This window comes from Peribacillus frigoritolerans (assembly GCF_004358755.1).
Lineage (GTDB): Bacteria > Bacillota > Bacilli > Bacillales > Bacillaceae > Bacillus_P.
Map to the genome: position 1 here is coordinate 1,137,373 of NZ_SMZY01000002.1, position 14,315 is coordinate 1,151,687.

The window sequence follows — 14,315 nt, forward strand, 5'->3', positions numbered from 1 at the left end:
CTGAAGATCCTATAGTTCCTTCACTTTTATATCTGACAAAAGCGCTTCGCCTTTTCCAAGGACAGAGAATCCAAACATTCCCCGCTTAAAGCGATCATCTTCCGACTGAAAAATCCGTTTGCCGTTGATGAAAAACTCAATGATATTTTCTTCGCAGGACACTTCAAACTGGTACTCCACACCAGTGGTCCAGTCATACGGAACTTCAATCAATCTTTTCATCCCAAAATCGTTTAAAATCAGTGAAACCTTATTTTCCCCGTCAAATCCCGCTTTGTAATGACGGCAGATTCCTTCTGCTCGGAAAATCATCATGTGCTGATCGCCGCTCATCGGCTGAACAGTGGCTCCAGCCATATAGTCTTTGGAATAATAATTTCCTGTAAAAGAAGAGCACTCATCCTCGGATTTGCATCTCATTTTTCCGTTTTTAAGGCTCACTTCACCCATATGATGGGCAAAAGGAGTGACAGATTGGAACTCATTTGCCTGTTTGCTGAAATCAATTTTATAGTTTGCCTTCCCTGATATGTGAAACTCATCAATGAATAGCTTTCCAAAGGCCCGGTTCAGCAAGGGAGAGGGACTTTCTATGATTACACCGACCTCATCGATGATCGCACCGTCTGTATCAGGAATCATAAACTTGATATTGTTCCACTCTTGATTGATCAGCCGGAGCGGTTCAAGCTTGATGTCCTCTTCGTTAAATGTGTTTCTGACATACGGAGTGACAATGAAATCCTCACCCTGCCACTTGTCACAATAAATCAGCATGCTGACCTGCTGGCCGCTGCAGGCTTTTGGGGCAAATGCCGGTTTGTATTTCTCATCATGAAAGTCTTTTCTCCTGTGAAAAGGTTTATAGAATACTTTGCTTGCTTCGCCTTCTATCATCCGGTCAATGAATACTTCCAGTGAACCCTTAGTTTCATAACCGGTTTGACTGCTATGTTTAATGAATGTTTTGAACGGAAAATTCGTTTGAAAGCCGTGCGTAGATCCTGGAAGGGTAAAGTCGAAATAGATTTGACCTTCTTTGAAGCTTTTCAGCAATCCGCTTGGAGCCTTCTGCTTTGAAACCCTATAGCCGAGCAATGTAAGTTCTTTTGCAAATGTAGGAATATCCATGATGTTCAAATAGCCTGAGACACTTGACAGCACAATAAAGTCATTGATCGGCTTCCTGTAATGCTGCGGGATTCTTCCGATTCCATTCCATACTCCCGCAATCGTCCCGATCTTGCCTGCATTGCAATCTGTATCCCAGCCGCACATGGCGGCAATTTCAATCGTTCTTTCAAAGCTTCCATTCCCATATAAAAGCGCAAGAATGCAAACACCTGCGTTAGGGATAATGTGACAAACCCCTGGATATTTATCGTACCCCCAATTTTCCTCTAAAAATGTTCTGCAGGCTCTGAAATCTTCAGGATGCTCCCAATGAAAATCCATCACCTCGTTTACGACTTTGGCGTAGGTGCTGTCATCCGGAATTGTTTTTAGCGCATTTGCTATGATTTCCGGGATGCTCTCTGCATGAAAGGCTTCCGCAATGCATGCAGCAATGAATCTGGCTCCGTAAATCCCATTCTTGTCATGCGAAACACTCGCCGCCTTTGCTGCGTAATCAGCAGCCTTCGCTGGATTTCCCGGAAAAAGAAGCCCCCATGTATCGACAAAGATCTGTCCGCCAATCTGTTCTGCAAGCGTTAAGCCATTTTGACCTGCAGATCCAGAACGCGGGGGCATAATTCCTTTCTTCAAATTCAGATAGGCTGTATGCTCTGTGCTGATGCCTTCTCCGCCCCACCAGAACATGCCGATTCCCTCGCGGGTGTAGTTCAGCCATGCGCGTCCGACATCTTCGGCCGTCAGTTCACGGTCAGCTGCATCATCATAAAGAGCCCTGATAAAAAATGCGGGTCCGTTCGCATCATCATCAGCTGAGAAGACTTTATAGTCTTTAAGATATCCCTTTATATCACCGAACACATCTTGAATTCTCTCAAAAGTCCATTCAAGAGGCTCAACAGGCGCTCCGAGCCTTATTCCAATATTCATTCCAAGAAACCCTGCATACACACGCTCAAGATAATCTTCAGGAATCAACCGCCATTCCCCTCTCCCATTTCAGTTTCGCTGCAATTCCTGCTGTTCTTTCTAACTTACGTGGGGGGACAGGCTATCATTCTATCTTTTTATTAGAAAAGCGGAACCGTGTTCAGGCCCGACAGTCCGATCCGTTCTGGCCGAGGGACTGGGAGGTGAAGCTGAACATCAATGCGGAAACTATATCGTTCTCTGTTTAAACAAAGAGAGATCCCGAATTCAGAATCTCTCTCTTTTTTCTATTTCAACTGCTTGTTTGCGTATTCTGTAATCTCTTTTCCGCCTGCAGCATTCCACTCTTTCACGAATGCATCAAAATCCTCGAGCGGACGCTTTCCTGTAATGATATCTGTTGCATATTCTTTATACAGATTCTCCATAGCATCCCAATTGGCAATATACTCTTCAGGCATAATAAAGAGGTTGTCTTCCTGGTAGAATTCATTAACCATTTTCAAGGATTCTTCTGCTGCTTCTCCGAGAAGCGGCTTTTCAAGAGGCATTTCAGGTTTAAACTCAGATGGCTCCCAGAATCTCGCAAACCATTGCTCATAGTACGTGTTTGTAAGATCGATCTTTCCGTCTTCTACCTTATAGTGCTCCCCTTCAAAACCAAGGCGGTCAATCATCTGTCCTTTAGGGCTTGCCAGGTAATCAAGAATTTTAAACGCGAGCTCCTTTTTATCTGATTGAGAGGAAATGGCTACTCCTCTTGCTTCTTTTGTAACATCTGTTGCGCCAAATCCCTGTCCTTCACCTTTAGCAGGCGGCAAGACTTTTACTCCTGTGTTTTCGCCATTTGTCTGCATCATTTTCCCATTGTAAATATCAATGACTTTGCCGGCTGTACCGACAATCACGCCTGCTTCACCGTCATAAAAAGCTTTCTCCTTTGTATCCCATTCTTTCGTGATATAGCCCGGGTCTAGAAGACCTTCTTTGTATAACTTTTGATAGAAGGAAAGCTTCTCTTTTTCCTGATTCGATACTTTGTAGTACTCAAATTTGCCTCCGCTGTTTAACCATGATGAAGTGATGCCGAACGACATGTTAAAAATAGCATTCAGTTCTTCAAGATCTCCAGCTGCCGTAAAAGCATAAGCAGGTTTACCTTCTCCGCCCGGAGGATTCGTTTTTAATTCTTTAAAGAAATTGTAGTAGTTATCAATTGTCGGATCAGCAGCCAGTGCTTTGGACGTTTCCATTTTTTCAAACCAGTCGCCTCTGATTACTGGCGTTTTCTGAGAAAGAGGCTTCACCCACAGTAAGTACGGATAATTTTCAAGCCTCTTTTTGTTCCACGGTTCAAGACTGTCCTTTAAATACTTCGATTTTTCAAGATGAGGCGTTAAATCTTCAAGCAAATCCTGATCTGCAATTTGCTGATCTCCTCCCTGAAAATAAATCATGTCGGGGATATCGCCGCTCAGAAGCAGCAAATTCAATTTTTCAGCATAGTTTCCCTGAGGCATTTCAACAAGCTCAAATTTCACATTCAGCTTCTCATCATTCTTCAGCCCCTTTTCAAGCGCTTCAAAATAAGCAACTGAAGCAGGATTCGATGGATTTTCATCCTTCATCACAAAACGGATCGTTGTAGAGCCATCCTCATTTTTTTCTGACGTTTCCGTTTTTTCCGAGCAGCCTGCAGCAGCAAATGCAAATAGACTTGCAAGCATAATCAGCAAAAGTTTCTTCATTGCCATTCTCCTTTTATTATGAATTTGCCTTAATCCTTTACTCCGCCCTCTAATGCACCCTTTGCATAAAACTTCAGAATGAAGGGATACATAATTAAGAGCGGGACGATAGCAAGCATAATGGTGCCTGCCTGCAGCGATCCAAAATCAAGATTGGCCACACTTTTGTATTCTAAAAGTGTTTGTACTCCGACCAGTGAGGCATTATCCCGTTCAACTACGAATTGCCTGAGCACGAGCTGCAGAGGCCATTTTCCCGGGTCTGTCAAATAAATGGATGCCCGGAAAAATTCGTTCCAATGAAAGACGGCGTAAAATAAACCAAGTGTTGCAAGTGCAGGCTTTGACAGCGGCAGCATAATTCTGAAAAAAATATTCAAGTGACCTGCCCCGTCGATTCTTGCTGCTTCAAGAATACTTTCAGGTACATCTTCAAAAAATCGCATCATAATAAACAAGTAATAGACATTGATGGCTTTATAGAGAATAAGAGATAAATAGGAATCAAGCAGACCGAGATCCTTTACCACTAAATATTCAGGTATCAGGCCAGGCTCAAACACCATGATCAAAATCAGGATCACCATAAAAAACTTTCTGCCGACAAGTTTTTTTCTTGTTAAAACATAGGCGGCGAGTGCAGTAAGAAGCAGATTCAGCAAAGTTCCCGCCACGGTGATAAAAATAGAATTGAACAAACTTTTTACGATAAGCGGATTTGAAAGCAAAATTTGATAATTGATCAGCGAAAACCCTTTCGGAATCAGCGACAGACCCGTCATTTTATGAGCATTTTCTGGCGCTGTGAGGGACAAGGCAAGCAGATTCACAATCGGAATAATCATTGTAAGAGTGATTAAAAATAAACCTGAGTAAAGCAGGATTTTGGACAGTTCAATTTTTTTCATAGACTCCCTCACCAGACCCCTTTCCCGGTCAGCCGTTTCGCAAGGAGATGAGTGCCGAATATAAGAACGACCCCGATCGCTCCTTTAAATAGACTCGCTGCTGTAGCGTAGGCATACTGACCGTTCAGAATTCCGATTCTGTATACATATGTATCCAGAATATCAACAACGCTGATGACGGAATCATTCATAAAGTTAATCACCTGATCAAAGCCTGCATTCATAAAGAAGCCTAAATTCAGAATAAATACTGTAATAATCGTATTGCTCATATCAGGCAGTGTAATATACCTCATTTGCTGCAGACTTGATGCTCCGTCCATCCTTGCTGCTTCATAAAGGGAAGGACTGATTTTCATAATCGCCGCTAAATAGATAATCGAATCCCAGCCGGCGCTTCTCCACATTTCAGAAAAAACAAGCACCCAGCGGATATGATCCTTGCTTGTCATGTAGTCAAGCGACGGCATCTGAAAGAAATTCCGGATGACGTTCACTCCGCCGTCTACAGGACTCAGGAGACTGATCCAGACACCGGCAATAACGACCCACGACAGAAAATGAGGCAAATAAACGATCGACTGAACATATTTCCTGTATGGCATATTTCTGACTTCATTGATGAGAAGAGATAGAATAATCGGAATTGGAAAAACAAAAATGATTTTCATCGTGCTGATAATGATCGTATTTTTCAGCACAGAAAAAAACGCCGGTGAATCAAACAGGACATGAAAATGCTTCATGCCGACCCACACATTGTCTCCAATTATCCTGTAGTCCTGAAAAGCAAGCTTCATGCCGATCAAGGGCACAATATGGAAAACTGCAAAATACAGGAGAGCAGGGAATATCATGATGTACAGAACCCAGTCTTTGCGCATGAGCGCTAATTTTTGCTTAATCATCACTAGCAACCCTGCTGCAATATTCCTGAACCTCTGCTGCAGTCGGCATGCCGCTCTGAGCCCCTCTCTTTTCAACGCTCAAGCCTGCAGCAATGGCCGCAAATTGAATGCATTCTTTGAGCGGCTTCCTCTCTGAAATGGCGAAAGCAAATGCGCCTGCAAACGTATCTCCTGCACCTGTTGAATCAACTGGATTAACTTTGATGGCAGGAACGTTTTCCATTTTATGACCGGTAAAGTAAGTGATGCCTTGTTCTCCTTTTGTAATCAGGAGCTTATTAGGGTGCTTTTTTAACGCCTCTGCTTCATCATACTTGCCGTTAAAAATGATTTCTGCTTCATGTTCATTTGGCAGTAAATAGGTGCATCGGCTGATTACCTCTTCAGATAAAGGAACTGCCGGGGCAGGATTGAGAATGATCTTTTTTCCGTACTTGGCAAGCTCTTTAACGATGTATTCAATTGCGTTCATCGGAATTTCCATTGAAATTAAGATAACTTCTGCTTCTAAGAGACCATTTATCTTTCCCTGCAAATAATCTTCATCCGTTTTTGCATTTGCACCCGGAACAACGATAATCCTGTTTTGTGCATCGCAGATTTCAATCATTGCACAGCCGGTCGGCGCTTCGGATTGCTTCTGAATGTCTCCAATACCTACATCATTAATTGATAATTGATCCAGCAGAAAATTTCCGTGCTGATCGTCTCCCACTGTTCCAAACAGCTTGACTGAGCCGCCTAACCTTGCAGCTGCAGTTGCCTGATTCGCGCCTTTTCCGCCGGGAAAAATGTTAAACTCCTTGCCCAAAACGGTTTCTCCCATTTTTGGAGAGATATCTGTTACGGCAACCAGATCGATATTTAAACTGCCAATGACCGCTATTTTATTCATAAACAAATCTCCTAATCTATTTCAAGGTTCATTAAAGGGGCATGCTGCTGCGCGCCATACACATCCCGGTCGAATACAGATCCAGACGAATGGCTTCTGTAAAAGGTAATTTTAAATCCCAGCGCCTGATCAAAAAATACGATATGCTTCAGCTGTTCTTCTTTGAGACGATAGAGCATGCAAATAGCGGCCGCCGTAATTTTGTTTGAATTCTTCACATGAAAATAATCTTCACTTTTGCTGAATAAAACATCCAGTGTAATTTCAAATGGTCCGGAGTTTTTGCTTCTGAGCACCTTTGAGTATTCTCCTAAAGTTGTCATAGAACCTCCAGCTGAAACGGCATCTCGCTTTTTTTCAGTTTCATAAGATGATAGATTGAGAACTCATAAACAGGACCAAACTCAATATCGCTCGGGGCAAAAGGAAAGGCCAGATTTCCAGCTGTGGACTTTCTTCCCTCATAGCCGTAATGCAAAAAGGTGGAGCGCAGCGTTGCACAAATGCTGCTTGCAGCTTCTTGCGTGTCTGCGACAACCTCAAATACAAGACCTATTTCGTGGCCTGAAAAGGGTTCACTCTCATTTTCACCCAAAACGGCATTTTTGCCATAATGGTAGAAGTTGATTTGAAAAGAATGTTCAGGGATATCTTTGTAATGACCGATTACTTCTTCTTTTACGGCAGCTTCAATTTGTTCGATGTTTTTAATCAAAATCGGATCGCGAATACCTGCAAGGACAAATGTTCTGTATGCTTTCACTCTCGCACCTTCAAGCTTTACATGATAATCTTTTGTAAGAACATATTTGCTGCCTGATACTTCAACTGAGCCCTCTCCTGCGTCTTTAAATTCACACTGAGATAAGTCCAGTAAAAATCCCGGTCCATGGAGTATATAGGGGTGATCTTTTTCATAAAAGGTATGAGCCGCCACGCTTGTTGTACTGCATTTTCGGTTTGGATTTAAAGCCTGAACAGTAAACGAGCTCTCTTTAATCGTACCGAGAATACAATCCTTCGTCGTTCCAGGCTCTGCGCATAAAGCGCCGCATTCCAATATTTTTCCTAAATGATAGGAGAGACCAGCATCCATACCGTTAAAAATACCAACAGCCGCAAAAGGTGACGGATCAAACGCTCTTCCGCAGACGATAAGTTCACACTTCTGTTGAAGAGCTTCTAAAATCGGTTCATGTCCCATCTGGGCAACAATTGAATGAGTTTCAGCTAAAGAATGAGGTGTTAAATCCGGAACATTCGGACTCATTTTCCCGATTCTACCCTCACTTAAAGCCTGATTGATGTACGCGTTATCAAAATCTGCCCAAATGACGCCAACTTTCGGCTTCTCTTTCCTATTCGACAGGATTTCATCGATTATATCCAACATCCATTCAACATGAGGTTTTGCACCTGCTCCTCCCGCCGAGCCGATGATAAGCGGAATGTGAGTCTCCAAAGCCGCGGCAATGAGGATCTTCAAATCTTTTTTGGCAGCCCTCTTCGAAACGATGCCGACACCTGCCCCTAATTTATGAGGACCTGCATCTGTTGAGCCGGCATCCACAACAATCGCATGAGGCTTCATTTTCATGCCATTCTTGAAGCTCTCAAGCGGAAAGCCGTATCCAAGCATGCCGCATGGCGACAAAATCCGGATTTCTTTGCTCATGCCATCCCCCTTGAAATCAATTTTTTCATACACTACCAAATATATGTAACCGGTTACATATTATTAGTAAAACCTAATGGATTTTTATGGGTATGTCAATGTTTTTTCTAAATTTTGTCTATTGGATACCTTGTTTTGTGGAGATATTAGGAATAAAGAAACACCCTCAGGCTGCCCTGCTGATCAAGTGTGCCGAGGAGAATTTCATTCACTTTTTTCTGATGAACGATTTTCAGTTCAGAAACCAGCCATTCTTCATTTTTACCCAAACGCAGAAGTTCTTTTTTATTAATGCTGCCTTCTCTGATAATGGTGCCAGGAAGATCAAAGGGTGATGGAGTTAAATTTAAATCCAGATTCGTAACCGTTTGATGATCCGCTTTTAAAAAACAGGAAATTCTGCCGTCTGATTCGAAAAGGGCATTTGCAACCTTTTCAGGATCTTCAATTTGCTGCTTTCTAAGCTCAGAAAGCAAATCCTCAATGGTTAATCTTGCTTTTTTTAAGCCTTTGTAAGAAATCTTGCCATTTGTGATTAAAGGAAACGCAGGCGGATCAAGAAAGATGCGAAACGCATGCCACTTCAGGCTGAAAAAAACGCCCGCTGAATACAAAATAATTAAAACGGCCATCGTGATCATTGAACCTTTTAAACCAAGGCCTTCGTCAGAAAGCGGATGTGCCATGATATTACCAATGATAAGGGCAATCACGAAATCAAGCAGCCTAAGCTGGGCAATCGATCTCTGACCCATTACTTTAGCAGACAATGCTAAAAAGAAAAAAGCAAACACAGCTCTCAGAATCCACTGGATGGATGTAAGCGTTTCCTGACCGTGAAAAAAATCCATTCTTTCCACTTCCCAATAAGGTGATTAATCATTATTCTTCTCCTTATCAAGAATGTTTATGAGCTGCTCACAGCACAATTATCCCGGGGAAACACTTCCAAGCTGATAAATAAGGCTCTCCAACTTTTACACAGAAAATCATCGCTCATTTCACACAAAATAAACGTATCTCCTTCAAGGGAGGAATGTTTGTGGAGACAGTCGATTACGATAAAGCATTGTATTATACACACCGATCACAGTGGGATAACCTGCTGATTCTGATGGTGCGCACAAAAGATGATCTGCTCTCAAAACGAATTGAGCAGTTCCTTCACGCTTATAATTTTGAAAATAACTACGGAGAAGTCGAAAAGAAATTATACTCACTCCTTCGATATATCGATCACGCAGTAGAAACAGGTCACGAGCTGGAAGATGCGGAGTATGCGTATCTGACTTAAAAAAGCAGAATTGTGTTCATACACAAGAGATTTATCAGCCGGATTTCGGTCATAAATTAAAATGATTCGGTCAAACTGATATGGCCAATCAGCCGAATTTTTGATAATTCCTTCGCTCATTCTCTGTAACAGCTATAATGGACTGTTTTCAAGCAAAAAAGCAAAAAAAAATGGAGCGGGATCTCATCCCCTCCATTTTTATTTTTGCTTTTGCATATAAAATTCTACATACATTTTAAGTTCCTCGACCAGCTGGCCAACAAGCACTGCTGAGTCTTCAAGCAGTTTTTTGTTTTCATAATCAAAGCAGATTGGATCAAGGGCAAGCTGTTTTGGAATGGCATTTGCATATACGCCTCTCATGACAGTCCTCATGTTATTCAGAGCATTGATTCCGCCTTTTCCGCCGCCGGCAACAGCAATCAAGCCGACCGGTTTATGTGCAAAATGGGAACTTCCTAAATAATCCAGGGCATTTTTTAATGCACCGCTCATGCCGCTGTGATATTCAGGTGATAATAAGATGATGCCGTCAGCTGCTTTTACCTTGTTTTTCAATTCCTGAACAGCTTCGATTTTTTCCTGTTCTTCCTCTCCATCAAATATAGGGAGCTTCAGTACACTTAAATCGATATACTGTGCTCCGTATTTTTCAGCAATAAATGCTGACGCGAGCCGGGTTCTGCCTTTTTTTCTCGGGCTTCCATTAATAACAAGCAAATTCATTTTCATTCTTCCTCTCTTATTTGTCCAAACCATTCTTCACTGCATACAGGGCAGCTTGTGTACGGTCAGCAAGGGACAGCTTGGATAGAATATTTGACACATGTGTTTTTACGGTCTTTTCTGTGATAAATAAAGAAGCGGCAATTTCCTTATTGCTTTTGCCTTTTGCAATCTCCTTCAATACATCATTTTCCCTATTCGTAAGCGGTGTCAACAGTTTTTCATCTTTTTGATTCCTTTGCAGCAAATGGGACATGACGTGAGATGTGACTTTAGGGTGAAGCTTGCTTTCTCCTTTCAGAACCTCCCTGACCGTATGAACTAGTTCATCAGGTTCAACATCCTTTAGCTGATAGCCTGATGCTCCAGCCTGAATGGCCGGAATCACATGGTCCTGATCGGCGTAGCTCGTCAAAATAATAATTTTTATCTGTTCGTTGAATGTCCGGATTTCCTTCGTTGCATCTACTCCGTTCATGATTGGCATCGAGAGGTCCATTAATATCACGTCCGGCATCAGTGTGCGGACCATCTTCACAGCCTCTACTCCATTTTCTGCTTCACCGACAATCTCAATATCTTTTTGGGTGGAGAGGAAAAAATGAAGCCCTCTTCGGACCACTTTATGATCGTCGGCAATTAACAGGCGGATTCCCATGATCGTGCCTCCTTTAAATTGGAATTTTCACTTCGATTTCGGTGCCTTGATTTAATCCAGTGGTTATCTGAAATGTACCATTTAATTTTTTAGCGCGATTTTTCATTCCCTGAAGTCCTAAAGAAGGCAGGGGAACTTTTTCATTGTAGGAAAACCCTGCTCCCTGGTCTCTAATCGACATGGTTACCTCATTTTTCGATCGGTGTATACGAATGAATGCAAATTTGATTTGTGCATGCTTTTTGCAATTATTTAACGCTTCTTGACCGATTCTCCACAGCGCTTCCTCTGTGTCACACGGCAGCGTTTGAACGCCCTGAATATCCGTTTCAAGCTCAAGGCCCAGGACTTTTGCGTAATTCAGCAGTGCTGATGCAATCCCATTTTCCAGTCCCTGTGGCCTAAGCTGCCAGATTAAAGCCCTCATTTCGGCAAGAGCCTCCTGTGAAAGATCTTGAACATACTTCAGCATTTCTTTCATCTTTTGATCTTCTGTCATTTCCTTTGATCCTCTTGCCGTCAGCATAATGGAAAAGAGGAGCTGATTGACGGAATCATGCAGATCCTGCGCCAGCCGGTTACGTTCTGCAATGAGAGCCAGATGCTGTTCGTTTTCGACAAGTTTCATGCGTTTCATAGCGGTACCTATTTGAAATGCAACAGCCTCAAGCAGGGCAAGCTCTTCTGTTGTAAAATGAGTTTTATTTGGAGAAGCTACATTTAATAACCCGATCTTTTCGTCCCCTGTTCGGAGCGGAACAGTAGCATGATGGGTAATTTCATTCGTTTCGCCCCATTCAAATTGCTCCGCATCTTCTAAACGTTTGCAGTTTATGATATTGGCAGCCTTGTTTAAACGGCCGTCTGCAAATTTATCGATGCACCAGCAATCTCCACTGCACATTGCTTTTTTACAATTTGTTTCCAGTGCAGGCGGAAGCTTGTGGTCTGCAGCCAATCGGTACTGCTTATCTGCATCAACGAGAAAAATCCAACCTGTTTCCAGTCCAGTTACGTGAAGAAGCTTCTTCAAAACGTCATCAAGCATTTGATCCAGATCATTAGACTGATTCAGCGTTTCTGCAATCGTCTTAAGTGTCTGCAGTTCCAAAATGCGCTTTTCATCATTAGCCATATTTTTCTCCCTCACCATGTTTATATTGATAGTATATCAGCGTTTCTCCTTTTGCTGCCTTCTCAATGTGACTGATTTTTTCTCAGACTTTAGATGGAGAGAATAACAAAATATGCAGTTAAACTAATAAAATGGCATTTTACACCCAAGAAAGGGCCAGATCCTGATTCCCCGCTCTTTTAACAAATAAAAAAACCGCTGAATCAGCGGAATTTATGAAATCGGATATTGCTGAACGAGCGGATAAACACGAATTCAACAATGATCATATGTTTATATAAAAACCTCTTTCTCATTAAAACAGCTGAAAAAGGTTCGCCTTTTTCAGCTGCATTTTATATACTAGATCAATTCGTTTACTTTTTTCATAAGAGCAGAAGTAAGAGCTTCAAGCTTTTGTTCGCTGTCCGCAAGCGTTTCGCCTTTTACCCCAAAGTAGAATTTCGCTTTAGGCTCTGTTCCGGATGGACGCAGGCAGAACCAAGATCCGTCTTCTAAATAGTACTTCAGAACGTTTGAAGGCGGCAGCGTAATTTCTTCTGTCGTTTTAGCTTCTGCGTCGAAGCGGGTTCCTGCTTTGTAGTCTTCAATCGTAACAACTTTTTTATCTCCCATCATCTCAGGAGGATTGCTGCGGAAGGAAGCTAAAATGCTTTGAATCTGTTCTGCTCCGTCTTTTCCTTTAAGGGTTAATGACTCAAGACCTTCACGGTAATAGCCATATTGTTCAAAGATTTCGAGTAACCCTTCATAAAGCGTTTTGCCTTGTTTTTTATAGTAAGCTGCTACTTCAACGGCTAAAATTGCTGCTTGTACAGCATCTTTATCACGGGCGAAGTCTCCAATCAGATAGCCGTAGCTCTCTTCATAGCCAAATTGGAAAGTATACTGGCCAGTGCGCTCGTATTCATTGATTTTTTCACCGATGAACTTAAAGCCTGTCAGTGTATCAATTGTATCTAATCCGAAAGACGCTGCTACATCTCTTCCGATTTCTGACGTTACAATTGTTTTCAGGACCACACCATTATCAGGCAGAATGCCCTTTTCTTTTTTCTGCGATAGTAAATAGTGAAGAAGAATGGCACCTGTTTGGTTGCCCGTTAACACGACATATTCCCCTTCTAAATTCTTCACGGCAATTCCAAGACGGTCTGCATCAGGATCTGTTGCAATCAATAAGTCCGCGTTGGTTTTCTTTCCGTCACGGATCGCGTATTCAAATGCAGCATGCTCCTCAGGGTTTGGAGACTTGACTGTGCTGAAGTTTGGATCAGGCAGCTCCTGCTCAGATACAACGGTTACATTTTTATAGCCAAGTGCTTCAAATCCGCGGCGAACAGGTTTATTTGCTGTACCGTGAAGAGGAGTAAAGACTATATTCAAATCAACTTCTTTAGAAAGTTCCGGATTCACAGAGATCGTGACAAGCTTGTCTGTATAAGCTGAGTCAATCTCTTCTCCGATCATTTTAATAAGACCTGAAGCTTTTAATTCTGCTTCATCTTTTACTTGTATGCTTAGTTCATCCTCAATTCCGTTTACTTTGGCGATGACTTCATCTGCTGCTGCAGGAGGCAATTGCCCGCCGTCTTCGCCGTATACTTTATAGCCGTTATATTCAGGAGGATTGTGGCTGGCTGTGACGACAATGCCAGAGAACGCATTTAAATACCGGACTGCAAACGACAGTTCTGGTGTCGGGCGCAATTCTTCAAAGACATATGTTTGAATGCCATGGCTTGCAAGAGTTTTTGCAGCTTCCATTGCAAACTCCGGTGATTTATGGCGTGAATCATAAGCAATCGCCACTCCGCGTTTTTTCGCTTCTTCGCCGAAAGAATCAATATAAAGCGCAAGGCCTTCTGATGCCTTTCGGACAGTATACATGTTCATGCGGTTAATTCCAGGTCCAATTTCGCCGCGCATGCCGCCTGTTCCAAATTCTAAGTTTTTGTAAAAGCAATCCTCGCGCGCTTTATCGTTATTTTCTAAATCTGATAAAAGAAGTCTTAATTCTGAATCTAAATCTGTTTTGCTGGTCCAGCGCTGATAGCTTTTTTCAAAACTCATAACGTACCTCCAATAATTTTAGATTATAAGTGTTACTTATTCATTTCTTCATTATTTAGACAATTCCTGCCTAAATTCGTATGTAAATAATAGAAATCAGTCGATTCCTTGGCTTATTTTAACACATATTGGGACTTGCTGATATTTTAATTTTGTTAAAAAATTTGAATTTCAAAATAATAAAATCATAATAAAATCTAAAGAAAATGGCAGCCGGTTATGCTTTCATAT

At 42.1% G+C, this 14,315-nt stretch carries 13 protein-coding genes; 1 reads left to right on the forward strand and 12 read right to left on the reverse strand.

All coding sequences use genetic code 11. The features are described 5' to 3' along the window. Positions 1-9 precede the first annotated feature (9 nt). From E2R53_RS12965 to E2R53_RS13000, 8 genes are all read right to left on the reverse strand, one after another. Entirely contained in the window at positions 10-2,112 is a 2,103-nt protein-coding gene (locus tag E2R53_RS12965; protein ID WP_133312129.1) for an ADP-ribosylglycohydrolase family protein, read from the reverse strand. A gap of 239 nt (positions 2,113-2,351) precedes the next feature. Next, positions 2,352-3,812 (reverse strand): extracellular solute-binding protein, encoded by a 1,461-nt coding sequence (locus E2R53_RS12970; protein ID WP_133312130.1) that lies wholly within the window; start codon positions 3,810-3,812, stop codon positions 2,352-2,354. Between the two features lie 29 nt (positions 3,813-3,841). After that, positions 3,842-4,720 (reverse strand): carbohydrate ABC transporter permease, encoded by an 879-nt coding sequence (locus E2R53_RS12975; protein ID WP_133312131.1) that lies wholly within the window; start codon positions 4,718-4,720, stop codon positions 3,842-3,844. A gap of 8 nt (positions 4,721-4,728) precedes the next feature. Next, a complete protein-coding gene (locus E2R53_RS12980) occupies positions 4,729-5,628 on the reverse strand; it encodes an ABC transporter permease (RefSeq protein ID WP_133312132.1) in 900 nt (299 codons plus the stop codon). Continuing rightward, the gene (gene rbsK, locus E2R53_RS12985; RefSeq protein ID WP_133312133.1) at positions 5,621-6,523 is read right to left on the reverse strand and encodes a ribokinase; all 903 of its coding nucleotides are present in this window, start codon (positions 6,521-6,523) and stop codon (positions 5,621-5,623) included. Before rbsK ends, E2R53_RS12980 begins: the two co-directional genes overlap by 8 nt. Positions 6,524-6,534: 11 nt before the next feature. Next, positions 6,535-6,846, reverse strand: a complete 312-nt coding sequence (locus E2R53_RS12990) for a DUF4387 domain-containing protein (protein ID WP_133312134.1) — start codon at positions 6,844-6,846, stop codon at positions 6,535-6,537. After that, positions 6,843-8,198 (reverse strand): acyclic terpene utilization AtuA family protein, encoded by a 1,356-nt coding sequence (locus E2R53_RS12995; RefSeq protein WP_133312135.1) that lies wholly within the window; start codon positions 8,196-8,198, stop codon positions 6,843-6,845. Before E2R53_RS12995 ends, E2R53_RS12990 begins: the two co-directional genes overlap by 4 nt. A gap of 146 nt (positions 8,199-8,344) precedes the next feature. Next, a complete protein-coding gene (locus E2R53_RS13000; protein ID WP_133312136.1) occupies positions 8,345-9,049 on the reverse strand; it encodes a DUF421 domain-containing protein in 705 nt (234 codons plus the stop codon). Positions 9,050-9,240: 191 nt separating this feature from the next. Between E2R53_RS13000 and E2R53_RS13005 the strand changes: the two genes are divergently transcribed. After that, positions 9,241-9,492, forward strand: coding sequence for a YhdB family protein (locus E2R53_RS13005; RefSeq protein ID WP_070877164.1), 252 nt, complete (start codon positions 9,241-9,243; stop codon positions 9,490-9,492). 198 nt (positions 9,493-9,690) lie between these two features. Here E2R53_RS13005 and E2R53_RS13010 read toward each other — a convergent pair whose 3' ends face one another. From E2R53_RS13010 to E2R53_RS13025, 4 genes are all read right to left on the reverse strand, one after another. After that, positions 9,691-10,218 (reverse strand): NADPH-dependent FMN reductase, encoded by a 528-nt coding sequence (locus E2R53_RS13010; protein ID WP_133312137.1) that lies wholly within the window; start codon positions 10,216-10,218, stop codon positions 9,691-9,693. Between the two features lie 16 nt (positions 10,219-10,234). Then, positions 10,235-10,876: a response regulator gene (locus tag E2R53_RS13015; protein WP_133312138.1), complete on the reverse strand. Its 642-nt coding sequence runs from the start codon at positions 10,874-10,876 to the stop codon at positions 10,235-10,237. 13 nt (positions 10,877-10,889) lie between these two features. After that, positions 10,890-12,011, reverse strand: a complete 1,122-nt coding sequence (locus E2R53_RS13020) for a GAF domain-containing sensor histidine kinase (protein ID WP_133312139.1) — start codon at positions 12,009-12,011, stop codon at positions 10,890-10,892. 342 nt (positions 12,012-12,353) lie between these two features. Further along, positions 12,354-14,084 carry a phospho-sugar mutase gene (locus E2R53_RS13025; RefSeq protein ID WP_133312140.1) on the reverse strand — a complete coding sequence of 577 codons (1,731 nt, stop codon included), beginning with the start codon at positions 14,082-14,084 and terminating at the stop codon, positions 12,354-12,356. Positions 14,085-14,315: the final 231 nt, after the last annotated feature.

Bases quoted from the DNA above. Each gene is read 5' to 3' on its own strand.
- E2R53_RS12970 (WP_133312130.1), bottom strand. From the start codon at position 3,812: ATGAAGAAACTTTTGCTGATTATGCTTGCAAGTCTATTTGCATTTGCT.
- E2R53_RS12975 (WP_133312131.1), bottom strand. From the start codon at position 4,720: ATGAAAAAAATTGAACTGTCCAAAATCCTGCTTTACTCAGGTTTATTT.
- E2R53_RS12980 (WP_133312132.1), bottom strand. From the start codon at position 5,628: ATGATTAAGCAAAAATTAGCGCTCATGCGCAAAGACTGGGTTCTGTAC.
- rbsK (WP_133312133.1), bottom strand. From the start codon at position 6,523: ATGAATAAAATAGCGGTCATTGGCAGTTTAAATATCGATCTGGTTGCC.
- E2R53_RS12990 (WP_133312134.1), bottom strand. From the start codon at position 6,846: ATGACAACTTTAGGAGAATACTCAAAGGTGCTCAGAAGCAAAAACTCC.
- E2R53_RS12995 (WP_133312135.1), bottom strand. From the start codon at position 8,198: ATGAGCAAAGAAATCCGGATTTTGTCGCCATGCGGCATGCTTGGATAC.
- E2R53_RS13000 (WP_133312136.1), bottom strand. From the start codon at position 9,049: ATGGATTTTTTTCACGGTCAGGAAACGCTTACATCCATCCAGTGGATT.
- E2R53_RS13010 (WP_133312137.1), bottom strand. From the start codon at position 10,218: ATGAATTTGCTTGTTATTAATGGAAGCCCGAGAAAAAAAGGCAGAACC.
- E2R53_RS13015 (WP_133312138.1), bottom strand. From the start codon at position 10,876: ATGGGAATCCGCCTGTTAATTGCCGACGATCATAAAGTGGTCCGAAGA.
- E2R53_RS13020 (WP_133312139.1), bottom strand. From the start codon at position 12,011: ATGGCTAATGATGAAAAGCGCATTTTGGAACTGCAGACACTTAAGACG.
- E2R53_RS13025 (WP_133312140.1), bottom strand. From the start codon at position 14,084: ATGAGTTTTGAAAAAAGCTATCAGCGCTGGACCAGCAAAACAGATTTA.